Annotated in this window: 22 protein-coding genes; 10 read left to right on the plus strand and 12 right to left on the minus strand. The window is 31.7% G+C overall.

Annotation, left to right across the window (positions count from 1 at the left end; genetic code table 11):
- Positions 1 to 65: 65 nt before the first annotated feature.
- The 3 genes from HXZ69_RS07505 (at position 66) to gyrB (ending at position 3,579) form a co-directional block, all read left to right on the plus strand.
- Positions 66 to 512, plus strand: a complete 447-nt coding sequence (locus HXZ69_RS07505; RefSeq protein ID WP_038332644.1) for an XrtF-associated fRMsr-like GAF protein — start codon at positions 66 to 68, stop codon at positions 510 to 512.
- Between the two features lie 6 nt (positions 513 to 518).
- Positions 519 to 1,145, plus strand: a complete 627-nt coding sequence (gene rsmG, locus HXZ69_RS07510) for a 16S rRNA (guanine(527)-N(7))-methyltransferase RsmG (RefSeq protein WP_125349806.1) — start codon at positions 519 to 521, stop codon at positions 1,143 to 1,145.
- A 490-nt stretch (positions 1,146 to 1,635) separates the two neighbouring features.
- Entirely contained in the window at positions 1,636 to 3,579 is a 1,944-nt protein-coding gene (gene gyrB / locus HXZ69_RS07515) for a DNA topoisomerase (ATP-hydrolyzing) subunit B (protein ID WP_286495530.1), read from the plus strand.
- 79 nt (positions 3,580 to 3,658) lie between these two features.
- On the opposite strand, the gene HXZ69_RS07520 is transcribed toward gyrB, so the two are convergent.
- The 6 genes from HXZ69_RS07520 to HXZ69_RS07545 all read right to left on the minus strand — a co-directional run bounded on the left by HXZ69_RS07520 (position 3,659) and on the right by HXZ69_RS07545 (position 9,850).
- The gene (locus HXZ69_RS07520; protein ID WP_280035481.1) at positions 3,659 to 4,198 is read right to left on the minus strand and encodes a DUF922 domain-containing protein; all 540 of its coding nucleotides are present in this window, start codon (positions 4,196 to 4,198) and stop codon (positions 3,659 to 3,661) included.
- A 109-nt stretch (positions 4,199 to 4,307) separates the two neighbouring features.
- Positions 4,308 to 6,584: a cation:proton antiporter gene (locus tag HXZ69_RS07525; protein ID WP_286495531.1), complete on the minus strand. Its 2,277-nt coding sequence runs from the start codon at positions 6,582 to 6,584 to the stop codon at positions 4,308 to 4,310.
- Between the two features lie 98 nt (positions 6,585 to 6,682).
- Entirely contained in the window at positions 6,683 to 6,862 is a 180-nt protein-coding gene (locus HXZ69_RS07530) for a hypothetical protein (protein WP_286495532.1), read from the minus strand.
- On the minus strand, positions 6,817 to 7,341 hold the full coding sequence (locus HXZ69_RS07535) for a LytR/AlgR family response regulator transcription factor (RefSeq protein ID WP_286495533.1): 525 nt from the start codon (positions 7,339 to 7,341) through the stop codon (positions 6,817 to 6,819). The genes HXZ69_RS07530 and HXZ69_RS07535 overlap by 46 nt, the downstream gene beginning before the upstream one ends.
- Positions 7,342 to 7,372: 31 nt before the next feature.
- The gene (locus HXZ69_RS07540; protein ID WP_286495534.1) at positions 7,373 to 8,068 is read right to left on the minus strand and encodes a sensor histidine kinase; all 696 of its coding nucleotides are present in this window, start codon (positions 8,066 to 8,068) and stop codon (positions 7,373 to 7,375) included.
- Between the two features lie 159 nt (positions 8,069 to 8,227).
- Complete coding sequence (locus HXZ69_RS07545) at positions 8,228 to 9,850, minus strand: ABC-F family ATP-binding cassette domain-containing protein (RefSeq protein ID WP_038332655.1); 1,623 nt, start codon at positions 9,848 to 9,850, stop codon at positions 8,228 to 8,230.
- A 66-nt stretch (positions 9,851 to 9,916) separates the two neighbouring features.
- Here HXZ69_RS07545 and smpB point away from each other — a divergent pair, with 66 nt between their 5' ends.
- Positions 9,917 to 10,369: an SsrA-binding protein SmpB gene (gene smpB, locus HXZ69_RS07550; RefSeq protein WP_038332657.1), complete on the plus strand. Its 453-nt coding sequence runs from the start codon at positions 9,917 to 9,919 to the stop codon at positions 10,367 to 10,369.
- Between the two features lie 65 nt (positions 10,370 to 10,434).
- Complete coding sequence (locus tag HXZ69_RS07555; protein WP_286495536.1) at positions 10,435 to 11,934, plus strand: OmpA family protein; 1,500 nt, start codon at positions 10,435 to 10,437, stop codon at positions 11,932 to 11,934.
- A gap of 75 nt (positions 11,935 to 12,009) precedes the next feature.
- Here the strand turns inward: HXZ69_RS07555 and HXZ69_RS07560 are convergent, their stop codons facing one another.
- On the minus strand, positions 12,010 to 13,641 hold the full coding sequence (locus tag HXZ69_RS07560; RefSeq protein ID WP_221854521.1) for an ABC1 kinase family protein: 1,632 nt from the start codon (positions 13,639 to 13,641) through the stop codon (positions 12,010 to 12,012).
- A gap of 241 nt (positions 13,642 to 13,882) precedes the next feature.
- Between HXZ69_RS07560 and rpsA the strand changes: the two genes are divergently transcribed.
- The 3 genes from rpsA (at position 13,883) to HXZ69_RS07575 (ending at position 17,404) form a co-directional block, all read left to right on the plus strand.
- Positions 13,883 to 15,712: a 30S ribosomal protein S1 gene (gene rpsA / locus HXZ69_RS07565; protein WP_221854522.1), complete on the plus strand. Its 1,830-nt coding sequence runs from the start codon at positions 13,883 to 13,885 to the stop codon at positions 15,710 to 15,712.
- Positions 15,713 to 15,905: 193 nt separating this feature from the next.
- Positions 15,906 to 16,382 (plus strand): Lrp/AsnC family transcriptional regulator, encoded by a 477-nt coding sequence (locus tag HXZ69_RS07570; RefSeq protein WP_038332665.1) that lies wholly within the window; start codon positions 15,906 to 15,908, stop codon positions 16,380 to 16,382.
- Between the two features lie 14 nt (positions 16,383 to 16,396).
- Positions 16,397 to 17,404, plus strand: coding sequence for an EamA family transporter (locus tag HXZ69_RS07575; protein ID WP_286495538.1), 1,008 nt, complete (start codon positions 16,397 to 16,399; stop codon positions 17,402 to 17,404).
- Positions 17,405 to 18,047: 643 nt separating this feature from the next.
- Here HXZ69_RS07575 and HXZ69_RS07580 read toward each other — a convergent pair.
- From HXZ69_RS07580 to HXZ69_RS07600, 5 genes are all read right to left on the minus strand, one after another.
- Positions 18,048 to 18,425: a hypothetical protein gene (locus HXZ69_RS07580; RefSeq protein WP_286495539.1), complete on the minus strand. Its 378-nt coding sequence runs from the start codon at positions 18,423 to 18,425 to the stop codon at positions 18,048 to 18,050.
- A gap of 84 nt (positions 18,426 to 18,509) precedes the next feature.
- On the minus strand, positions 18,510 to 19,634 hold the full coding sequence (gene ribB / locus HXZ69_RS07585) for a 3,4-dihydroxy-2-butanone-4-phosphate synthase (protein WP_286495540.1): 1,125 nt from the start codon (positions 19,632 to 19,634) through the stop codon (positions 18,510 to 18,512).
- A 9-nt stretch (positions 19,635 to 19,643) separates the two neighbouring features.
- Entirely contained in the window at positions 19,644 to 21,104 is a 1,461-nt protein-coding gene (locus tag HXZ69_RS07590) for an LptF/LptG family permease (RefSeq protein ID WP_286495541.1), read from the minus strand.
- 3 nt (positions 21,105 to 21,107) lie between these two features.
- The gene (gene lolA1 / locus HXZ69_RS07595; protein WP_286495542.1) at positions 21,108 to 21,737 is read right to left on the minus strand and encodes an outer membrane lipoprotein periplasmic chaperone LolA1; all 630 of its coding nucleotides are present in this window, start codon (positions 21,735 to 21,737) and stop codon (positions 21,108 to 21,110) included.
- 33 nt (positions 21,738 to 21,770) lie between these two features.
- Positions 21,771 to 24,335, minus strand: a complete 2,565-nt coding sequence (locus HXZ69_RS07600; protein WP_286495543.1) for an FtsK/SpoIIIE family DNA translocase — start codon at positions 24,333 to 24,335, stop codon at positions 21,771 to 21,773.
- Positions 24,336 to 24,448: 113 nt separating this feature from the next.
- On the opposite strand from HXZ69_RS07600, the gene HXZ69_RS07605 reads away from it, so the two are divergent.
- Positions 24,449 to 24,805, plus strand: a complete 357-nt coding sequence (locus HXZ69_RS07605) for an SdpI family protein (RefSeq protein WP_286495544.1) — start codon at positions 24,449 to 24,451, stop codon at positions 24,803 to 24,805.
- A 28-nt stretch (positions 24,806 to 24,833) separates the two neighbouring features.
- A complete protein-coding gene (gene dnaX / locus HXZ69_RS07610) occupies positions 24,834 to 25,922 on the plus strand; it encodes a DNA polymerase III subunit gamma/tau (protein WP_115001827.1) in 1,089 nt (362 codons plus the stop codon).
- Positions 25,923 to 25,927 lie beyond the last annotated feature (5 nt).

A 25,927-nucleotide genomic window follows, 5' to 3' on the forward strand; every position in this document is an offset into this window, starting at 1 on the left:
GAAAAACGTCAACTTTTGATTAAGTTATGATTAATCAATAAATTTGCTTTTTTAGAAGTAACAAAATGCAAGATTTACATAAACGCGTGGATGTCATAATTGATAGCGCAATTTCTACGGAAGATAGATTACAAAAGATTTGTCAATTGTTGAGTGACGAAGTTGAATACTATAATTGGGTGGGATTTTATTTCAAGAATGGAGATAAAAATGAACTAAAACTTGGACCTTATGTTGGTGCAGCTACCGATCATACAATAATTCCTTATGGTAAAGGAATTTGTGGGCAAGTGGCAGAATCTAACGAAACTTTTGTTGTGCCAGACGTTTATGCACAAGATAATTATTTGGCTTGTTCAATTGAAACGAAAGCTGAAATTGTTGTTCCAATTTTCAAAAATGGAGAAAATATTGGTCAAATTGATATCGATTCGCATAAAATTAATCCGTTTACAGAAGACGATACAAAGTTGTTAGATTACGTTTGTCAGCGAGTTTCAGAAATTATTTAAGCAATGATTGATTTAATTTTAAAATATTTTCCTGATTTAACGGAAAAACAAATCGAACAATTTTCGAAAGTTGGTGATTTGTACAAAGAATGGAACGATCAAATCAATGTTGTTTCTCGAAAAGATATTGATGAAATTTATACGAACCATATTTTACATTCTTTAGCGATTGCAAAAGTGATGGAATTTGCAGATGGTTCTTCTGTTCTGGATGTAGGAACTGGAGGTGGTTTACCAGGAATTCCGTTGGCAATTTTGTTTCCGAATGTTCAGTTTCATTTGGTAGATTCTATCGGAAAAAAAATCAAGGTTGTAAAAGGTGTGGCTGACGGTTTAGGTTTGACGAACGTAAAAGCAGAACAAAAACGTGCCGAAGAATTAACAGATAAATACGATTTTGTGGTTTCTCGTGCGGTGACAGCAATGCCAAGATTCGCAGAATGGATTCGAGGAAAATTTAAAAAAGAAGCGATTAATCCTTTTCCTAATGGCTTATTATATCTAAAAGGAGGTGATTTGACAGAAGAATTAGCAGGTTTTCCAAATGCTGTTTTGTTTGATATTCAAAACTTTTTTGACGAAGATTTCTTCGAAACGAAGAAAGTCGTTTATTTAGAAAAGAAAGATATTTAATTTATAGAAATTATATACTTGAAAACCGAAATCAATTTGATTTCGGTTTTTTATTTTAACAATAATCTTGTTTAAACTTTCAAATAGTGATTTTTAATTATTCAGCTATTTTTCTTTTTTTTAAGGTTTAAAAATAATGGTATTTAAAGCTTTGACGTTAATAAAATTGAATAAGCGTAGGTTATAAATGATTTAATGAACGTATGTGAATTTTTAAATCATTATCGAAGTGTTGATAATTTTTAGTCAAAGATTTATAACCTTGATTTTTTTGTTTCGTTTTTTTATCAAGAAAAAAATGAAAATAAAAAGAGATTAAAGAGTTATATCACGTTTTGCTTAGTAAAAAAGTTTAAACACAATAATTATTGAATTAATCCAAAAATTAAATTTTAAAACGTTATTTTATCCAATACTTTAAGTTCTTTTTAAGAGGTTTTCTCGTCAAAATTCACTATATTTGTTTGTTTTAAAAAGTTAGAGACATATTATGAGTAATAACACATATACGGCGGATAATATCCAAGCGTTAGAAGGAATGGAGCACGTACGTCTTCGTCCATCGATGTACATTGGAGACGTCGGAGTTAGAGGATTACACCACTTAGTTTACGAGGTTGTTGATAACTCTATTGATGAAGCTTTAGCAGGATACTGTGATACAATCAAGGTAACAATTTTAGAAGGAAACTCGATTCGTGTCGAAGATAACGGACGTGGTATTCCTGTCGACTTACATAAAAAAGAAGGAAAATCTGCATTAGAAGTTGTAATGACGAAAATTGGTGCAGGTGGTAAGTTTGATAAAGATACGTACAAAGTTTCTGGAGGTTTGCACGGTGTTGGAGTTTCGTGTGTTAATGCACTTTCTAACCATTTATCGGCAGAAGTTTTCAAGAACGGAAAACAATATATTCAGGAATATTCGAAAGGGAAACCTTTGTACGATGTAAAAGAAGTTGGAACGACTGATAAAAGTGGTACAACAGTAACTTTTACGCCAGATGATACAATTTTCCAAGAAGTACAAACATATAACTATTCTACTTTAGCAAATCGTTTGCGTGAGTTAGCTTTCTTGAACAAAGGAATCAATATTGTATTGGTTGATGAACGCGAAAAAGATGCTGATGGAAATCCTGTAACAGAAACTTTTCATTCTGAAGAAGGATTAAAAGAATTTGTTGAGTTTATCGACGGTAGCCGCGAATCTATTATGGACAAAGTAATCTTCATGGAAGGTGAACGCGATGGAATTCCAGTTGAGGTTGCAATGCGATACAATACATCGTATAACGAAAATGTACATTCGTATGTAAATAACATCAATACACACGAAGGTGGAACACATTTATCTGGTTTCCGTCGTGCATTGACACGTACATTGAAAAAATATGCTGAAGAAAACTTTAATCTTGCAAAAGAAAAAGTTGAAATCGTTGGAGATGACTTCCGTGAAGGATTAACAGCAGTGATTTCGGTAAAAGTAATGGAGCCTCAATTCGAAGGTCAAACGAAAACGAAATTAGGAAACTCTGAGGTTTCTCCTGCGGTTGATAAAATCGTGGCAGAAATGTTAACGAATTTCTTAGAAGAAAATCCAACAGAAGCAAAACAAATTGTTGATAAAGTAATTTTAGCAGCAAAAGCTCGTCAGGCAGCGAAGAAAGCTCGTGAAATGGTACAACGCAAAAACCCAATGGGAGGAAGTGGATTGCCAGGAAAATTAGCGGATTGTTCTTCTCGTAAACCAGAAGAGTCTGAGTTATTCTTAGTCGAGGGAGATTCTGCCGGAGGAACGGCAAAACAAGGTCGTGATCGTCATTTTCAAGCAATTTTACCATTACGTGGTAAAATCTTAAATGTTGAAAAAGCGATGGCGCACAAAGTTTTGGATAACGAAGAGATTAAAAATATATATACAGCTTTAGGTGTAACAATTGGAACTGAAGAAGATTCGAAAGCGCTTAATATTTCGAAATTGCGTTATCATAAAATTGTGATTATGACCGATGCCGATGTCGACGGTTCTCACATCGCGACATTAATTTTGACATTCTTCTTCCGTTACATGAAAGAATTGATTGAGCAAGGACATATTTATATTGCAACGCCACCTTTATATTTAATCAAAAAAGGAGCGAAAGCAGAATATGCTTGGGATGAAAAAGATCGTGAACGTTTAACTGCAGAATTTTCTACAGATGGTTCTGGTAAAGGAGTTACAATTCAACGATACAAAGGTCTTGGGGAAATGAACGCAGAGCAATTATGGGATACAACTCTTAATCCAGAGCACAGAACGTTGCGTAAAGTAACAATTGATAATGCGACAGAAGCAGATCGCGTGTTCTCTATGTTGATGGGTGATGATGTACCGCCTCGTCGTGAGTTTATCGAGAAAAATGCACACTATGCAAAAATTGATGTTTAAGAGTTTATTCTAATTAAGATAAAAAAAATCCGTTCAAAACTATTGAACGGATTTTTTTTGTTTAAACTCTTATTAAAGATTAATCGTATATAGATAACTGTTTAGAAAAGAAAATGTTCCATTTTTGTTGCTGAACTACATTTGCAGAATGGTTTGTTTCTTTATCATATTTAATTGCCATATCATTATATTTTTTTGAAACTTCTTTAATTAAATTTTGAAGAGTTATATTGAAATTACTCGTAGTAAATTTTGTTGTTTTATACTTTTTTAATATTTCTTTAATAGTTAAAATTCCTATGTCAAAATGTCCTTGCTCATGAATCAATAGATTGTCTGTGACTTTATTCATTTTTGCCCACGATTTAGTTTGATCTAATTCTAAGATAATTTCAAAACCATTGATGGTAATTGAATCCCCTTCAGTTTTTACACTTTCTATTTTTGTACGAAACTTATAAGAAGTGTAAGCTGTAAAAGAAGAGTTATTGTCAATTTTCCCTTTGAAATCATCCCAAGTCAATCTTCCTGTATACTCTTGGTTATTAACAATTATTTTTTGACCAAAACAGATTGTTGAAATAATTAAAGTAAGTTTAAGTAATAAAATTTTATACATTTTTTTTAGGTTTATTAAATTGTAGATTTTATTTTTTTGTACAACTAAAATAAAAAAAATATTTAATCTAAATCTATCATTAAAAACCACTAATATAATTAATTTTCCTCTACTCAGAAATAATCAAAGTGGTTGGTACATTGGAAATCCAAATGCTTTTCGTTTCGATAAGGTTTTTCCAGCTTTCCATACTAATCATCATCAAATCCATTTCATCCAAAAACTCTTTATCCAATTGTTGTTTGTACGAAAGACTAATATGATTTGGAGCAATATTTTCGATACTACGAATAATTTCTTTTACTTCTGAATGACGTTTCGTGTAACCGCTTACGTCTACAATAATAATTTGAGATTCGCTATTTGATATTAAACGTTGTGCATATTTCAGTAAATCGGCATCTTTATTTCCAAAAAGAGGAAGAAAAACTTTCTCCGCTTTAGTAAAATTTTTGTCCAAAACAATTCCAACAGGAACTGTTGATTTGTTCAATAATTGTTTCGTTCTTTCGTTGAAAATTGAATGATCAAACATGTTTTCTTTTCCAGTAACTTGACCAATCAAAATATCTGGATCGATAATTTTTGTCGTAAATCCTAAAATATTTCCTAATAACGAACCCGAATAAATAGAATTTCTAACACCCATCAACATTAAATCGTAATCACCTTTTTGTGCAATATCAATTGTCTCAAAAACCATATCTGTAGAAACTTTGAACATTGTCGTTACATCTTGATGTAATTCTTTGGAAACCTCAATAATCGGTTCGAAAATTTCTGCTTCTCTATCTTCAAGATTGAAATGTTGCACTTCGCTACTTTTCATCACATGAATTGCCGAAACAAGTGAGTTTTCGTCTTGTTTTTTGATAAAGCTATTAGCTATTCGTAACAATTCAGCACCTTTTTCAGGTGTTTGAAAATCAATTAATATTTTATATTTCTGACTTTGACTAATTTCAGAAAGTTCATTTTCTGTCTTTTGTTTTCGAAAAATCCAATTGATTAAATCTAAAGCTGGACCTGTCATAAAAGTTGTGACCAAAGCCATTATCACCATCATAGCGAAAACTTCTGGTGTTAAGACACCTAAATCATATCCAATGTTTAACACGACTAATTCCATCAAACCTCGTGTATTCATCAAAGCACCGATGGTCAAACTATCTTTCCAATTTTGTCCTACAAACTTTGCGGCGACTGCACTTCCAACAAATTTTCCTGTTACAGCAACCAAAATAATCAATCCCGCTGTTTGCCATAAATGTGGACTATCTAATAATCCAATTTGCGTTCTTAAACCTGTAAAAACAAAGAATAGTGGAAGTAATAAAACTAATGAAACATCTTCTATTTTTTCGATGAATAAATTTCTGAATTTTACATTTTCTGGCATAATTGTTCCAGCTAAAAAAGCTCCAAATAATGCATGAATTCCAATGATTTCGCTTAAGTATGAAGAAATAATTAAGACCAAGAAAAAGATTCCTATGATAGGTTTTGTAAGCGTTGTTTTACTCGAATGTACGTCTGCAATGCGCTTTAGAAAAGGGCGAACGAAACGAACCATCGCGATAACGTAAACAATAGCTAGTAAAATAACATATAATGAACTGACGAATGATCCAGCTTTTACGATGGCGATAACCGCAGCTAATAAACACCAAGCCGTGATATCGTCGGCAGCAGCGCAAGTAATTACAATAGAACCTAAACGAGTTTTACTAATTCCGCGTTCTTGTACAATACGAGCCAAAACGGGAAAGGCTGTAATACTCATCGAAATTCCGATAAAAAGGGCAAATGATAAAAAGTTAATTCCTTCTGGAGCAAATTCCATATAAATTAATCCAGCCAAAGCCAAACCAAGTGTAAATGGAATAATGATACTTGCGTGACTAATAACTATGGCGTCTTGTGCATTTTTCTTTAGCACTTTCAGGTCTAATTCCATTCCGATGACATACATGAATAGAATCAAACCGATTTGACTGATAAATTCTAAGTTTCCTAACGATTCTTTTGGGAAAAGATCACCAAAAAACTCTGGGAAATGCATTCCAATGAAAGAAGGACCAAGGAAAATACCTGCAATAATTTCTCCAATTACAGTTGGTTGTCCAATTTTATTAAATATCCATCCAAAAACTCTTGCGGTAAATATAATGGTCACAATTTGTGCTAATAAAATAGCAAGAGGGTGTCCAATATTGTGTGTAATACTGTTGATGAAATCATTGAAGTAATTGCTTCCATTTGCAGCATGAACAACATGTTTTCCAGCTTCCATTTCTTCTGCTTTAATCACAATAAAATACATCATGATTGAACAAAGTAGAATGGTTACGATATAAAAAATTGAATTTCTTGTCGATTTTTTCATGGCGTTAATTTTCAACAAAAGTCAGAAATTAATTTACAGAAAAATATCAATATTTTTTAAACTTGAGTAAAATGTAATGAAATGGATTTTTTTTGTAATCAAATTGAAATTTGAGCAATAAAATTAGCTTTGTAAACTTCACTTAACACCAAATTAATTTCTTTATTTTCTTTTGATAAAACATCTAAAGTAACATTGTCTGAGTGAAAATATTTAATATGATGTAAGCTAATTATTTCTCGTTTATTGATGCGAACAAAATCTTTTTCGGGTAACATTTCTGACAATGAATCAAGTGTAATGTTTTTAAAATCAAGAACGATAAATCTTGATAATAAACCACTTTATCACGGCTGTCAACACTAGAAGTTGTAATGTACAAAATTTGATTAAACTGCAACAAAATTTTTCCTTTATCCGAATTTAATTGTACAAAATTATTTGGTGTCGAAAAATTATTTTGCAAACGTTTTTTTACTTTGTCAACAGCTTGTTGTAAACGCTCTTTTTTGATTGGTTTTTGAATATAATCTGTCGCATCTAAATCAAAAGCATCAACAGCATATTCCTTATAAGCAGTGGAAAAAATAAACGGTTTTTCTTTTAATAAATTAGCGATTTGTAAACCATTAATTTTAGGCATTTCGATATCTAAAATACAAAAGTCAAAATCAAGATTTTCGATTTCGTTAATGAATAATTCAGGATCAACATAAGCTTTCACAACTTCGATGTCTTCCATTTGTTCACACAACATTTTCAGGTACTTTAACCCAAGAATTTCGTCGTCAATTAGTATGCATTTTAGTGTAAAACTCATGTAGATTTATTTTTAAGTTGGCTACAAAAATATCTTGTTCAATTGTTTTAGAAAGTGAGAAATCGTCGTCGTAAACCATTTTCAAGCGGTGTTCTAATGATTGACTTCCATGTCCGCCAGTTTCTTTTTTCAAACTATTTTTTGGAGAAATTTTATTCATTACCTGAATTTGAAATGATTTATTATTCAGTTCAAGCATAATTTTTATAAATGAATTGGCTTGTTGAAAATCGGTGTGTTTGAAAGCATTTTCAATAAAATCAATACTTAATAAAGGTAAGATAATTTTTTCTTGATAATAAGGTGAAGTTTCATCAATTTTCGTTTTAACTTGAAAATCAAACAAAGGCGAAACTTTTACTTTATTAATTTCAATAAAGTTTTTAGTGAAATCTATTTCATCTTTTATCGTCACAAAATTGTCTTTGCTTTCGTACAAAATATAATCCAACACATTTGCCAATTTATCAATAGTATAATAGGTTTGATAAGCATTTGACTGAATAGAATTAAGTATGTTTTTGAACAAATGTGGATTCAATTTTGCTTCGTATGACTCTAGTTTTAACTCGTCAACTTTTGTAGATAAATTGTCTAAACGCTGCGTTTGTTCATGACTTATTTTTTTCTCAGATTTTAATGAATGGATTAAATATGTAATCATAATGATTAGAAAAATAATCAATGCAATAACGAGATAAAGTAATATGGTAGGAAGTTGAATCATGCGAAAAATTCTAACTCAAAGATAGAATAATTTATGAATAAAAAAATCCAGAAAGTAGAACCTTCTGGATTTTTAGAAATATGGTGAAAGAAATTATTAAGCGTAATATTTTGCTTTTAATTCTTTTACTTTTGGATCATCTAAGAATTCATCATACGTCATATAACGATCGATGATTCCGTTTGGAGTTAACTCGATAATACGGTTACAAGTTGTTTGAATCAATTCGTGGTCATGAGAACCCATTAAAATTGTTCCTTTGAAATTAACCAAAGAATTATTCAATGCTGTAATCGATTCTAAGTCTAAGTGACCTGTTGGCTCGTCTAACAATAATACGTTTGCACGTAATAACATCATGCGAGAGAACATACAACGCATTTTTTCACCTCCTGATAAAACAGAAGATTTTTTAAGAGCTTCGTCTCCAGAGAATAACATTTTCCCTAAGAAACCACGCATAAATTCTTCGTGACGTTCATCGTCTGATTCTGTATATTGACGTAACCAATCAACCAAGTTGATATCTTCTTTGAAGAAATCTGTATTATCTAAAGGTAAATACGCTTGTGTTGTTGTAATTCCCCAAGTAAAATCTCCAGAATCTGGCTGAGCTTTTCCTGAAAGAATTTCGAAAAATTGAGAAACTGCTTTCGAGTTACGAGAGAAAATACCAATTTTATCACCTTTTTTCAAGTTGATGTTCGCATCTTTAAATAAAACTTCTCCATCTACAGAAGCAGATAAATTGTTTACTTCTAAGATTTGATCACCAGCCTCACGCGATTGTTCCCAGATAAGTGCTGGATATCGACGAGAAGAAGGTTTGATATCTTCGATATTTAATTTCTCGATCATTTTTTTACGAGAAGTCGTTTGTTTTGCTTTAGCAACGTTAGAAGAGAAACGAGCAATGAAATCTTGTAATTCCTTTTTCTTTTCTTCTGCTTTTTTGTTTTGTTGCGCACGTTGTTTTGCAGCTAACTGAGAAGACTCGTACCAGAATGTATAGTTACCAGAATATAGGTTTAATTTAGAGAAATCTAAATCACAAATATGCGTACAAACTGCGTCTAAGAAGTGACGGTCGTGCGATACAACGATTACAGTATTCTCGAAATTACCTAAGAAATCCTCTAACCATTGAATTGTATTAACGTCCAATTCGTTGGTAGGCTCATCTAAGATTAACACGTCAGGATTTCCAAATAAAGCTTGAGCAATCAAAATACGAACTTTCGCTTTATTATCTAAATCTCCCATTAATGTATAATGCATATCCGAATCAATTCCTACATTCGATAATAATGTAGCAGCATCAGATTCTGCATTCCATCCGTTCATTTCTTCATAAACGACACCTAATTCTCCTGCTTTGATACCATCTTCTTCAGAAAAATCTGGTTTAGCATATAAAGCATCCATACGTTCTTTAATATCGTATAATACTTTATTTCCACGTAAAACAGTATCCAATACTGTATATTCGTCATATTTGAAGTGATTCTGTTCTAAAACAGACATACGTTTTCCTTTTTCAAGACTAACTTGTCCTGAAGTTGGATCGATTTCACCTGATAATATTTTTAAGAAAGTAGATTTTCCTGCTCCATTGGCACCAATTATCCCGTAACAGTTGCCATTTGTAAATTTTATATTAACTTCGTCGAAAAGTACACGCTTGCCGAATTGAAGCGATAAATTAGAAACATTTAACATAATTTTTGGTATGATGTTTGTTTGACCTTCCGGCAAAGTTACAAATTTTAATTGGAATAAAATAAAGTGCAGAAAGAAGTTACGATTAAGAATAAACGTGCAAGGTTTGAGTATGAATTATTAGATTCTTACGAAGCCGGCATCCAATTATTTGGGACTGAAATAAAATCTATCCGAATGGGAAAAGCTTCGATTACCGAAAGTTTTTGTCAAATGAAGGATGGAGAACTCTATATTGTCAATATGTTTATTGACGAATATGATTGGGGAACATACTTTAATCATAAAACTAGACGAGACAGAAAACTTTTATTACAAAAATCTGAGTTGAGAAAATTAGAACGCAAAACGAAAGAGACTGGATTAACGATTGTAGCAACCACGCTATTTATAAACAATAAAGGGTTGGCAAAATTGAAGATATATTTGGCAAAAGGGAAGAAACTTTTTGACAAAAGAAACACAATAAAAGGAAAAGATTTGAAAAGAGATTTGGATAGAATGATAAAGAATTCTTAAATTTGTCTTATAATTGTATAAAATTAAGTAAAATTTAATATATTTAAAACGCTAAATATTTGATAATGAAAAAGTTTAATCTATTATTATCTGCAGTAGTATTATTCCTAGCGGGTAATTCTTTTGTAGATGCTCAGAATTCTAAGAATCCTTGGGCAATTACAGTTGGTGCTCACGCAGTTGATCACAACTCAGTGACTGGACCATTCAACCAGTATTTCAAAACAGATAATTGGGATATCGTTCCTCCTTTATCTAAATTATCTATTATTCGTAACTTAAACAGATCTTTTGATGTTGATTTAACTGCTTCTGTAGGTGAAGTTGATAACAACAGATTAGCTATTAAAGATGAGTTATTCATTAACGCTGGTTTAGGTTTACGTTATAAGTTAGCTAATGGTTATATCTTAAAAGAAGATTCTTGGTTTGATCCATATATCCGTGTAGGTGCTGGTTACCACAGATACGATTACACAGGATTACAATTTCCATTGACAGCTTACTACGGTAACGAAAATGGAGGTACATACCAAATTACTGAAGCAGAAGATTTAGAGAAAAATCACTTTGTAGCTTCTTTAGGAGGTGGTATTAACTTTTGGTTTACTAAGAACTTCGGTTTAAATGTTGCTTCTGATTACAACTGGTTACCAGCTTACGGAGGAAACAATTATTTCGATTTCTTCCAACACACAGTAGGTGTTACTTTTCGTTTCGGAAAACAAGATAGAGATAATGATGGTATTCCTGATGACGAAGATGCATGTCCAGATACTCCAGGTATCGCTACAGGAGATCCTGCTACAAACGGATGTCCAGATACAGATGGAGACGGAATCTTTGATAAAGATGATGCTTGTCCAAACGAACCAGGTTTAGCTGAATTCCAAGGTTGTCCAGATACAGATGGTGACGGAGTTCCAGATAAAGATGATGCTTGTCCAGAAGTTGCTGGTCCAGTAGAAAATAACGGATGTCCTTGGCCAGATACAGATGGTGATGGAATCTTAGATAAAGATGATGCTTGTCCAAACGAACCAGGTTTAGCTGAATTCCAAGGTTGTCCTGATACAGACGGAGATGGTATTCCTGATAAAGATGATGCTTGTCCAACAGAAAAAGGACCAAAAGAAAATAACGGATGTCCATGGACAGAAGTTCACGTAGCAAAACGTTTATCTAACATCTTATTCGAGTACAACTCTGATAAAATTGTTCCTTCTTCTTACGAAGACGTACGTGTAGCAGCTCAAATTTTAAATTCTGATGATTTAAAAGCGAAAAACTTCTACATTGACGGACATGCTGATCAAAGAGGTAAAGATGCTTACAACAAAACATTATCTTTAAAACGTGCTCAAGCGTTAGTTAATATTTTAGCTGAAAGAGGTGGAGTTGATAAAGCTCGTTTAACTCCTCGTGGATTAGGAAAATCTCAATTATTATGTACTGAAAACACTGAAGAGTGTTACCAAAAAAACAGACGTGTTGAGGTATTACCAAAAACAGCGGTAGTTACAGAAACTAAAGTTGTAAAACCAGCTACAAAAAAGAAAAAATAATTCTTGAATAGCTTACAATAGAAATAGCCACCTCATTGAGGTGGCTATTTTATTTTTATGAAATTAGGATTAAAATTATTTCTTTCTAAAAACCAATATAATGATGCAACCAGCTGTAAAAATAGATAACAAATAGCCAATCCAAGAAAGTAACGGCATATCCAAAACTATGGGACGAACAGTCGTATTCGCAAGCATACTTGCTCCAATTCCAAAAGCTAAAGTAAGAATAGCTAAAACAAGTTTATTGATACTATCTTTTATTAATTTCTGAATATTATCTATTTGGTCAATCTTGAAGTTTAAAGCCAATTTATCATTGTTTACTTTTTCAATTAATTTTAAGGTGTCTTCTGGTAAATCGTTGATTAAATCTTGAATATCTTTGAAATTATCAATTGCTTTTTTACTCAAATATTTTGGATGAAATTTTTGTCGAGCCAATTTTACCGCATACGGACGCATTGAACGTTGTACATTAAGATCAGCATGTAATTGTTGTCCAATTCCTTCTATAAGTGCAATTCCGCGTAGTAAAATGTAAACATATTCGGGTAATAAAACATGATTTCGTTGCAGAATATGATTGAATTTTTTGATGATGATTTGAACTTCTATCGTATCAACAGTATTGTATTCTAAATAATCGAAAATATCTGCAATATCACGTTCTAATTGTTTTTCGTTTTCGATATAATGTTTAATTGCCATTTTTTTGAGTGAACGAACAATTCGTTTCGGATTTTTTAATCCAAAATCAATCACTACATTTTCTAAAGCTTCTTTTTCGTTGATGGCTAAAATTCCCATCGAACCAAAATCTATAAAAGCTAAACGTCCATCTTTTAAAATAAAAATATTTCCGGGATGTGGATCAGCATGAAAAAATCCATCATCAAGTAATTGTTTCAAATAAATATCAAAACCTTTCTGTACGATTTTTTTCGGGTCAACTCCTAAAGCTTCTAACTGTTCAACATCATTTACCTTGAAACCTTCTATGAATTCCATGCAAAGAAAATTGTTGTTCGAATAATCTTCGTACGTTTTTGGCACATAAACATCTTTACTATTCTCGAAGTTTTTCCTGAATCGTTCAATATTTTGAAATTCATTAGTTAATGAAAGTTCTTTCAGAATTGAATTTTCAAATGATTTTTCGATTTCAGAAATGAATAATTTTTGAAGTTTCTCATATTTTTTTTCCAAAAAATGAACAATATCTCGAATCAGGGCTAAATCAGATTCAATTATTTTCTGAATATTAGATCGTTTTACTTTGAAAACAACTTTTTCACCATTTAATAAAGTTGCGCGATAAACTTGCGAAATACTTGCTGCAGCAAAAGGTTGTTCTTCTATAAAAAGAAAATGTTCGTCAGGTTCTATTCCAAATTCGTCTCTAATTTTTTGTTTGATGTCAATTTCTTCTGGCGGAACATTATCTTGTAATTTTTTTAGTTCTTCAACCAAAGATTCGGGAACCAAATCTTTTCGATTACTCAATAATTGTCCAAATTTTATATAGGTCGGACCAAGTTCTTCCAAAGCCATTCGGAAACGTTGATTGAATGATTGGTTGAAAAATTCGTTGTTTTGGTCAGAATGAAATAAATCGTTTCCGCGAGAAAGAATTTCTTCAAAACCATATTTAGAAACGACTTTTACGATTTTAGAAAATCGTTTTATTTTCTTTAGACTATCCATAAAGTTGAGATTCGATTACAAGTTACGAATAAACAAGTGTGTAATTTCTTTATAAAATCTTAAATTTCTTTGAGTTGAATCTAAAATTATTCCAAATATTAAAATATAATTGTTTATCTTTGCACTCGCTAAAATGGTTTAGGAATCAAGCGATTAATTATTAAGTTAAACATCTCTCGGTCATTTATTTGCATTTGAAGATTCCGAAATAAAATAGATTGAGATACAAATTTTTAGAATTATGTCTAAAGAAACAAAACAAGAGGAGGTACAAGAAGTTGTATTAAACACTCCAGTATTAGATGCGTCTGCTAATGCAAACGTAGCGCCAGAATCATTTGATTGGGAATCTTTCGAATCAGGATTAAACGAAGAAGATCGTAAAGAAAAAGCTGAATTAGAGCAAATGTACGATACAACTTTAGAAGACTTACATGAGAATGAAGTATTCAAAGGACAAGTTGTACGTATTACAGATAAAGAAGCTATCGTAGATATCAACTTCAAATCAGAAGGTGTTATTTCATTAAACGAATTCCGTTACAACTCAGACTTGAAAGTTGGGGATATTGTTGAAGTAATGGTTGATCAACGTGAAGATAAAAATGGTCAATTAATTTTATCTCACAAAAAAGCTCGTACATTAAATGCATGGGATGCTGTTAATAAAGCACACGATTCTCAAGAAATCGTTAACGGTTACATCAAAGCTCGTACTAAAGGTGGTATGATCGTTGACGTATTCGGAATTGAAGCTTTCTTACCAGGTTCTCAAATCGATGTTAAACCAATCCGTGATTACGAACAATTCGTAGGAAAAACTATGGAGTTCAAAGTTGTTAAAATCAACCCAGAATTCAAAAACGTAGTAGTTTCTCACAAAGCGTTAATCGAGGCTGATATCGAAGTTCAGAAAAAAGAAATCGTTGCTCAATTAGAGAAAGGACAAGTATTAGAAGGTGAAGTTAAAAACATCACATCTTACGGTGTATTCGTAGACTTAGGAGGTGTTGACGGTTTAATCCACATTACTGACTTATCTTGGTCTCGTATCAATCACCCATCTGAAATCTTAGAAGATGGACAAAAAATCAACGTTGTAATCTTAGATTTCGACGAAGATAAATCTCGTATCCAATTAGGTATTAAGCAATTAGAAGCTCATCCATGGGATGCTTTAGATGCTGATATCAAAGTTGGTGATAAAGTTAAAGGAAAAGTAGTTGTTTTAGCTGACTACGGTGCATTCGTTGAGGTTGCTCCAGGTGTAGAAGGTTTAATCCACGTTTCTGAAATGTCATGGTCTACTCACTTACGTTCTGCTCAAGATTTCGTAAAAGTAGGTGATGAGGTTGAAGCAGTAGTTTTAACTTTAGATAGAGAAGAAAGAAAAATGTCTTTAGGTATCAAACAATTAACTCCAGATCCTTGGACAGATATTACAACTAAATACCCAGTAGGTTCTACTCACAAAGGTAAAGTTCGTAACTTCACTAACTTCGGTGTATTCGTAGAATTAGAAGAAGGTGTTGACGGATTAATCTACATCTCTGACTTATCTTGGACTAAGAAAATCAAACACCCATCAGAATTCTGTGCAGTTGATGATATCTTAGACGTAGTAGTTTTAGAATTAGACGTAGAAGCTCGTCGTTTATCTTTAGGTCACAAACAATTAACTGAAAATCCATGGGATCAGTACGAAGCTAAATATGCAGTAGGTACAGTTCACACAGGAGTTGCAGTTGATGTATTTGACAAAGGTGCTACAGTTCAATTTGAAGATGCTGACGTTGAAGCTTTCGCTCCAGCTCGTACATTAGAGAAAGAAGACGGATCTCGTATCAAAAAAGGTGAAGAAACATCTTTCAAAGTTATCGAGTTCAACAAAGAATTCCGTCGTGTAGTAGTTTCTCATACAGCAACTTTCCGTGAGGAAGAAGTTAAAGCTGAGAGATCATCTAATAACAATAACAACAACAATTCATCTAACACAATCGAAACTTCTACATTAGGAGATATTGATTCATTAGCTGCATTGAAAAAGAAAATGGAAGAAGGAGGAAACTAATTCTCTAACCAAAATTTTTTAAAATAATAGAAAGGCTGCTCAATTTTGAGCAGCCTTTTCTTTTGAATAAAGATGTTTTTTTTGGAATTTAAAATGAATTTAATTTACAGTTTAAAATAATATCAAGAATAAGATACAAATTTTAATATATTTTTTGAATATTATTCAAAATAGTCTTAATTTTGCAGTCGAAATGGAAAAGATAGAATTTAATTTAGATGCTACTGATTTGAAAATCATGCGATTAATGCAAGATAATGCACGCATTAACAATGCAGATATCGCAAGAGAATTGGGAATGGCACCTTCTGGAATATTAGAACGTGTGAAAAAGCTTGAAAATAAGCAAGTTATTTTGGCTTATCACGCAAAAATAAATCCAGTGGCAGTTGGACAAAAATTACTTTCGTATATGTTTATCAAAACCGTAGATATTATCGGTGATGAAACAGTAGGAAGACAACTTGCCGAAATTCCAGAAGTTTTAGAGGTTCATGATATTGCTGGAGAAGATGGTTATCTAATCAAAGTGAGAACTTCTGATAACGAAGGTTTGGTGGAATTGATGCGCAAACATTTGAGTAAAATTGGCGGAATCACTTCTACGCGTACAACTATAGTTTTACAAACAATAAAAGAAGAACAAAATATCGTTATACCAACGATTTAAAAAATAGAGATTGAATGAAAGGGAATCAACCAAGTAAGTGGCTGATTATTGCAGCATATTTCGTGGTTTATGTAGTTTGGGGATCAACTTATTTTTTTATAGATAAGGCTTTGCATGGTTTTAGTCCGTTTATTTTGGGTTCGTTTCGCTTTATTGCGGCGAGCACAATGTTGATGGGATATTGTAAGTTGAAAGGTTACAAGCTGTGGGATAAACAAATTGTGAAACAATGTATGTTTACAGGTTTTATGTTGTTGTTTATTGATATGGCTGGGATTATTTGGTCCGAACAATTTTTACCAAGTGGAATTGTTGCAATTATGGCAGCATCGGCAGCAATTTGGTTTATTGTCTTAGATAAACCGAAATGGAAACAAAATTTTTCAAGTATTCCTACGATTTTAGGTGTTTTGTTAGGTTTTGTTGGAGTTCTGATGTTATTCTATGAACAAACAACCACTGTGCACGCAGATGCAGATCAGCAGTTCTTAAATATGATTGGGTTGATTGTTCTGATCTTTTGTTCGATTGCTTGGACGTTAGGTTCTTTGTATTCAAAATATGTAACAGAAAAGCAGAAAAAAGAAGTTACAAAGCCAAAAGAAGATTTGAACATCATGGTCAAAACGGCTTGGCAAATGATTACTGCTGGTGTTTTGTTTAATACAGTTGCAATCTTCAATGGAGAATATGCTAATTTCAATTTTGCGAATGTAGCGACAGAAGATTGGTTGGCAATGGCTTATTTAACAACTTTTGGCTCTATTCTAGCTTTTGGTTCTTACGTTTGGTTGTTACAATATCGTCCAGCTGTGGAAGTTTCTACATATGCCTATGTTAATCCGATTGTAGCGGTTGCATTGAGTTATTTTTTTACAGATGATGTCGTAACTCATTTGCAGATTTATGGTTTGGCAGTAATTTTGTTCAGTGTTTTATTAATGAATTGGAATTTATACAAAAACACGAAATTAGTTCAAAAAATTTTGCATTTTGTTTCTCGTAAACGCTATGCACATTAAATATTATGTGATTATTAATAAGAAAGCTTCTCGATCGCGAGAAGCTTTTTTTATAATACATTTATATCAAAATTTATATCATTTGTAATTTCAAAGCTTTTAGCAATGCACTCGAATAAATCATCGTGAAAAGTAATTACATAATGATTTAAAGAATTCCATTTATCCTCATTAAAATAAGGATGGTTTTTATCGATTTCTTTTAATTCATTTATCCAATCTGAATCTTTAATCAAATAAATCTCAGACGAATTAATTCCGTAAATACTATAAGGATGATAATAAAGAGTTTCATTTCCTGGATAATTTATTTTGTATAGATGATTGTTAAGAAATTTTAAAGTAATTGTATCATAGTTTTCATCATCAACTCTAAAATTTAAATAAAGATTATTAGAGTTAGAAATTATTTTAGGAGAAGTAAATCCATCATCAATAATAAATTCGGTTTCAATTTTTTCTATTGTAATAATTTTTTGTGCTAAATAATTCTTTTCAGAAAATTTTATTTAGAATACAGTATTTTCTCTAGTTTTATAATTTCATCAAATGCCCCAAAAGCTGCTGTGTTACTTTTAGATTCTGTAAAAGTTGATTGCTAACATTTGAAACAAATTTTAGCTATTTCTACTATTTTGCTTTCTTATTTGAAAACCAAAATATCATTATAAAATGGTATACAAGCTGTAGTAAATCCTTCAATTCCTTTGTTTTCGTTGTAACAAAATAATTTATTTAATTGTTCATATTTAGAATTAGGAACGATAGATTTATTAAAATCATCTATTGATAAATAATTTAATTTACTAACATCTTTAATTTTTGTAAAAGTAGTGCCTTGAAATACTTCAATTAAAAATTCATTATTTTTTAAATCAGGAGGAATGTTATCTAAATTACGTTTGTAATTATACCATTCTATTTCATCATAGTCATAAAAAAGTTTACAGGTCTCTTTTGAGCATGATAAACAAAGTATGATAATTAAAATGATTGTAGAAGTAATTAATTTTATTTTCATAGGTGTGATAATTAGTAGTTAAATCTACAAAAAAAAAGCAGCTCTTTTCAGAACTGCTTTTGTATATATTGGACAAATTATCTTTTACAATTTAGTACATTTTACAATTTCCAAACCATATTGTGTTGTATGTGGTTCTTCTAAAGTACGCGTAATTAAATTCATTTTTTGGATGCCTAAATCTTTGATGATTTGAGAACCAATTCCATGATCTTTTTCATCGGCTGGTAAAACACCAGATTTTGATTTTCCTTCAGAAAAACTTTTGAAAATCTCTAATTTTTGTTCAATCAATTCAGAATTTTGAATATTATTAATAAAAATCACAACACCTCTTTCTTCTTCATTAATGATGTTCATTGTTTTTTCTAACAATGGTGTTTCGCCGTTTTGTAAAGCGCTAAACAAATCATAGTAGCTATTTGTCGATTTTACACGAACTGGAACTACATCATCTTTTGTCCATTTTCCTTTTTTCAAAGCGAAGTGAACTTGATTATTTGTTGTTTGTTGATAAGCGATTAATTCGTATTCTCCGAATCTTGTTTTTGCAGGAAATTGCTCGATACGTTTTACTAATGATTCGTTTTCTAATCGGTAAGCAATCAAATCTTCAATCGAAACAATTTTAAGATCAAATTTCTTTGCAATCTCTAACAATTCTGGCAAGCGAGCCATTTCTCCATCTTCTTTCAAAATTTCGACAATACATCCAGCAGGATAATATCCTGCCATGCGTGCCAAATCAACAGCAGCTTCTGTATGTCCCATTCGAACCAAAACTCCACCATCTTTTGCAATTAATGGGAAAATATGTCCTGGTTTTCCTAAATCATCTGGATTTGTATTTTTGTCAATTAAAGCTTGAATAGTTTTAGAACGATCAGAAGCCGAAATTCCTGTCGTACATCCGTGACCTTGTAGATCCACAGAAACCGTAAAATTAGTTTCGTAAATTGCAGTATTGTGCCCAACCATAAGGTCCAAACCTAATGCTTTACATCTTTGTTGTGTAAGTGGTGTACAAACTAATCCGCGTCCGTGCGTAACCATAAAGTTAATAACTTCTGGCGTTGCAAATTCGGCGATACATAGGAAATCTCCTTCATTTTCACGATCTTCATCGTCAACTACAATGATAACTTTTCCTTGTTTTAAATCTTCTAAAGCTTCTTCAATTGTGTTTAATTGAGATGATCTATTTTCCATTGTTTTATGTTATTGATAACGAGAATGCTCCTCGTTTTTGTTTGTTTTCTTAAACTTATTAAAGTATTTTACAATTGGATCAACGTAAATACTGATATCAAATAATCCAGAATCTTGATTGGCTTTGTAACTAAACAAAATAGAGAACGGAAGCGCAATAATATTAGCTGCCCAAGCGGCAAAAGTTGGATCTAATTTTCCGTTTTTCGCCATATTTTCTGCCGAGAAATTAAGAATGAAATAAATAACGAAAATGATAATTGAGATGACAACTGGCATTCCAATTCCTCCTTTTTTTACGATTGCACCTAATGATGATCCAATCAAAAAGAAAATAATACATGTTACTGCATACGAGAAATTTCGTTGGTAATGAATATTTACTTTTGAATATAACTTTTCTCTGTTTACAATTTCTTGTTCAGAAAACGTCATATTTTCTTGATCACGATTTACCATTTGTATAGCTTGATTAAGCACTTGATCTTGTTCTTGACGATTTCGCTCTTTCAAGTCAAAAATCATATTTGTTTTTATCGTATCAATATCTTTTATTTTGATTGAATAGAAATAGTTTTGATTAAACATATTCGTTTTCAAATCTTTGTAATACTTCTTATAATCTGTGTTTAATGAATCGATAAGATGTCTTAAACCTTTTCCGTCCAAATATTTATAAGAGTTTCCTGGGTCTTCGTCTTTACCAGAATTTAAAATATCCGAAATGTCAATATAATAGTTTAATGTATCAAATTTAGTATATTGATTTTCTTGACGTTTGCGTTGATCAAAGTTTTTATTTTTGATGTTGTCGGTATAAGCAATTCCATCAAAAAGTTCCATTTTTAGATAATGATTATCGTTTTTGTCTGGCGCAAGATTTCCTCTTTTAGAAATAATTGTCATCGTATTTTCACCAAACGGTGCATTTTGATGAACAAAAACATCTTCTAATTTTTCTGAATTTTCACCCGAAACTTTATTTATTTTCATCTGAAATCCGGGAACGGTTTCGATAAAAACGCCTTCTTTCATACTTACCGTTGGTTTGGTTTGTAAGATATTGAAGTACATTGTTCGCGCTTTTTGTTGGGAATAAGGCATTACTTTGTCTCCGAAAAAATACAATCCGACAGACATTAAAGCAACTAACGTAAACAATGGTGCAAGGATTCTGGTAAGTGAAATTCCAGAAGCTTTCATTGCAGCTAATTCGTATCGTTCTCCAAAACCTCCCATGGTCATAATAGACCCCAAAAGGATTGTAAGCGGTAATACAAGCTGAATAACGTTAATTCCTAACCAAAAAAGTAATTCGGTAATAGTGTACCATTCTAAACCTTTTCCAACAAATTTTTCCATTTGTTGCCATGCAAATTGCACGATAAAGATGAAAAATAGAACACTAAATATGAAAAAAAATGGACCTAAAAAGGTCTTGATTATATACCAGTCAAGTTTTTTTAACATTGATTATAATTGAGTAATCATATAGCCTTGCGACTTATATTTCTTTTGGTCAAAGTTAAAGTAACTTTTGTGAATAAGTAAATTTTGAACGTAATCTTTTACAATGATTGATGTTGTATCACCATTTTTACCATATTCCTTGTAATCGTAGATTTCATTATTCGCTGTATTGACTCCTAAAACCGAATATTTGATTGTTGAAGTTTTAGTTGGCATTAATTTTATGTACTGAATTGTTTTTCCTCCAACCGTTTTTTTATCTGTTAAAGTGTAGCTGAAATCTGTACGATATGTATTCAAAACTTTAGTTGGTGTTAAGAAATCATCTGTGTTAGATGCATCAGAAATAGTTACTTCTTTGTCATCTTTTGCAATTGTATATAATTTAGTTCCTGTAAAAATTTGGTTGATATCGCCTACATTCAAGTTAAATTTTTGCTTCATTGCAAAAACTTCTCCCGAACGACTTGTTGATTTTCCATTTGCGTTATGGCTAAAATCAAATTTGATGTAATACGAGTTTGCGTTGGTATATTTAGCGTAAACTTTGTCTAAGATTTGTTTTGCTGATTGAGCGTTTAATGTTCCAACCCCTATTAATAAGAGTATGAAAGAATAGATTATCTTTTTCATACAATTTAATTTTCTATCTGTTTTTAATAAATTTTAGTTCAAATTATTCAACAACTGTTCCAAACTCATGTCATCTTGTATCAATACCTGTCTTGCTTTACTTCCTTCGAAAGGACCAACAATTCCAGCAGCTTCCAATTGATCAATCAATCGTCCGGCGCGATTATATCCTAATTTTAATTTTCGTTGTAATAAAGACGCGGAACCTTGTTGATTCATTACAATCAATCGTGCAGCATCTTCAAAAAGTACATCACGATCAGATAAATCAATATCTAAATTAGATCCACCTTCTTCCCCAACATATTCTGGTAAATGCATTGCATCTGGATAACCACGTTGTTCACCAATAAATTCGGTGATTTTATCGACTTCTGGTGTATCAACAAACGCACATTGTAAGCGAATTAATTCGTTTCCAGTGGTGTACAACATATCACCTTTACCAATTAATTGATCAGCTCCTTGCGAGTCTAAAATTGTTCTCGAATCGATTTTTGACGTTACACGGAAAGCGACACGACCTGGGAAATTGGCTTTAATTGTTCCTGTAATTACATTTACAGACGGACGTTGAGTTGCAACAATCAAGTGAATACCAACGGCACGAGCTAATTGAGCTAAACGAGCAATCGGTAATTCTACTTCTTTACCAGCTGTCATAATCAAATCTGCAAACTCATCCACGATTAATACAATATATGGTAAGAATCTGTGACCAGCTTCTGGATTTAATTTACGTTGTTTAAATTTCGCGTTATATTCTTTGATGTTTCGAACGAAAGCATTTTTCAATAATTCGTAACGATCATCCATTTCAATACAAAGTGAATTCAATGTGTTAATTACTTTTGTATTATCTGTGATAATTGCTTCTTCCGAATCTGGTAATTTTGCTAAATAATGACGCTCTATTTTAGAATATAAAGTTAGCTCAACTTTTTTCGGATCGACCATCACAAATTTTAATTCAGATGGATGTTTTTTATAGATTAACGAAGCGATAATAGCATTCAAACCAACCGATTTACCTTGTCCCGTTGCACCAGCCATCAACAAGTGAGGCATTTTTGCTAAATCGGCAACAAAGGTTTCGTTCGTAATTGTTTTCCCGAAAGCAATTGGCAATTCCATATCAGCATTTTGGAACTTTTGCGAAGCAATAACCGAATGCATGGAAACCATCGAAGGATTAGAATTTGGAACCTCGATACCAATTGTTCCTTTTCCAGGAATCGGCGCAATAATACGAATACCAAGCGCAGCCAAACTTAAGGCAATATCGTCCTCAAGATTTTTGATTTTAGAAATACGAACACCAGCTTTTGGTACAATTTCATATAAGGTAACTGTAGGACCGATTGTTGCTGAAATTTCATCGATTCCGATTCCGTAATTTCCTAAGGTTTCGACAATTCTATTTTTGTTCGTTTCTAATTCTTTTTGATCAATTAACGTATTTCCGTTGTCATATTTTTTTAACAATGAAATAGGAGGAAATTGATAATTTGGTAAATCTAAACGTTGATTGTACTCACCTTGTTCTTGTACCAATCGAGCAGAAGTCGCTTCAAATTCTTCTTCTTCATCAACATGTTGAACTTTTAATTCTAATCCATTTTCAGAAGAATTTTGAGTTGGTTGAATTTCTGTTTCGAAATTTTCTTCATCATTAATTGATAAAAAATCTACTTGATTATTTTCTTCCTCATCATCTGCCAAATCTTCAACTACTAATTCTGTAATATTAAGTGGAGTTTCTTCGATTGTTTCTTCCTCTTTTGGTTGATTAATTTTAAATTCTTGATGAAATGCTTCGTTTGGATTTACTTTATGAGATTGAATTGCTTCTTTCTCTTGTTGTTCTATCAATTCTAATTCTTGCGATAAACTATCTTCTTGTTGCTTTTCAGCATCTTGATTGAATTTATTTATCTTTTCTTGTTCTTCTTTTTCCTTACGTTTTCTTAATTCAAGCTGTTCTCTCTTGATTTTTTCTTGCTCTTTTTCTATGCGCTCAATTTCTTTTTGTTTCGCACGTTCTTCCATTTTTTCTTGGATAGATTGATACGTCATTCGGAAATGAATGACACAATAAATCAATAAACTAACGAAAAGCAATAAAATTACACCCCATTTACCAATAAAGCTATTTAGGAAATCATTAATTTCAAATCCCATTACGCCAGAAAACATGTGTTGAGTTGGTAAAATACAACCAAAAAATATTGGCAACCAAATCATGAAGAAAATGCTTTGATAAAGCGTTGTGAAAGGCTTAATTTTTTTCCAATTTGTAGCAACTTTAACTCCTAAGAGAATAAAGAAGACTGGGACAAAAAATGAAACAATTCCGATTCCTTGCAAAATGAATGTTTCACCTAATAATGCGCCAAACTTCCCGAAAATATTTTCGGCGGTTTGACTTTTATCTAATAAATCAGAGATTTGGCTCTGATCCATAAAACCATTAAAAAAATAAGAAATAAACGAAGCTAATAGTAATAAACCGATTACTAAAAACAGTATACCTATAATTGTTTTGACGATTTGTTTTTTAGGAGTTTTTGGTGTTTCCTGTGTGTTTTTTATAGCCATTTTAAGGTTGAGTATAATTGAAGCAAAAATAATAAATCTAAAAGTACGAATCTAACGAAAAGTATTTAATTTTATATAAAATGATAAAGACTAAGATGATTTAATTTTTTTTTATGATGAATACAGAAAGCCCTTTTTTTATTTTATCCTTATTATTTGGTCTAATATTTATAATTATGGGAATTGTACAATTAATTTTTCCTGCAAAAAATATTAATCCATTATATGGTTATAGGTCAAACTTATCAATGAAAAATATTGAGAATTGGAATTTTGCACAAAAATATTCCAGAAAAATTATGTTTTATTTTGGAGTAATTTTTTTATTAATTGCCTTATCAGGACTTTTATTTGAAATAAATTACATCTTTGCTTCAATTATTTCACTAGGTTGTATGACTACCTTTTGTTTTTTAACATTCGTTTTGACAGAAAAAAAATTAAAAAAAATGAATAGATTTAATTCTTAAAATTATAACCATTATATTTGCCAATAGTATGGAAAATTTTGTTGTTTCAGCCAGAAAATATCGCCCGTTAAATTTTGAAGATGTAGTTGGACAAGCGTCTATTACAAATACTTTGGAGCAAGCGATAAAGTCAAATCAATTGCCACAAGCTCTTTTATTTTGTGGACCAAGAGGTGTTGGAAAAACAACATGTGCTCGAATTTTAGCACGTAAAATCAACGAAGAAAATGGAGTAGAAGGCGATCAAGATTTTGCTTTCAATATTTTTGAGTTGGATGCGGCATCTAATAATTCGGTTGATGATATCAGAAATTTAATCGATCAAGTACGTATTGTTCCTCAAATTGGGAAATATCGTGTCTACATTATTGATGAGGTTCATATGTTGTCAACAGCTGCTTTCAATGCGTTTCTGAAAACCTTAGAAGAGCCACCAGCGCACGCTATTTTCATTTTGGCAACTACAGAAAAACATAAAATTATTCCTACTATTCTTTCTCGTTGTCAGATTTATGATTTCAAACGAATTGGAGTTGAAGACATCAAAGGGCATTTGAAAAATGTTGCTGAAAAAGAACAAGTAACTTTTGAAGATGATGCATTGCATTTGATTGCTCAAAAAGCAGATGGTGCGTTACGCGATTCTTTATCAATCTTTGATAGAATGTCAACTTTTACCAATAAAAATTTGACCTATTCTTCAGTAGCAGAAAACTTGAATGTATTAGATTACGATTATTACTTCAAGATGACAGACGCGTGTTTGGAAAATGATATTCCGCAAGCGATGTTGCAATTGAATGATATTTTGAACAAAGGTTTTGATGCACATTTATTTATTTGCGGTTTGGGCGCTCATTTCCGAGATTTATTGATGGCGAAAACAGCTAATACAGTAAGTTTGTTGGAAGTTGGTGAGCGTATAAAAGCAAAATATTTGGAGCATGCACAAAAATGTTCAGCAACGTTTTTATTTGGAGCAATTGAAATTTGTAATGAGGCCGATTTAAACTACAAATCGAGTAAGAATCCTCGTTTAACAGTTGAAATTGCATTGATGCAATTGGCTTCGTTAACGGCAGAAGAAAACGGGCTTAAAAAAAAAAGTATAGGATAGTTCCG

The sequence above is a fragment of the Empedobacter sp. R132-2 genome (assembly GCF_030324375.1).
GTDB classification, from domain to species: Bacteria; Bacteroidota; Bacteroidia; order Flavobacteriales; family Weeksellaceae; genus Empedobacter; species Empedobacter falsenii_B.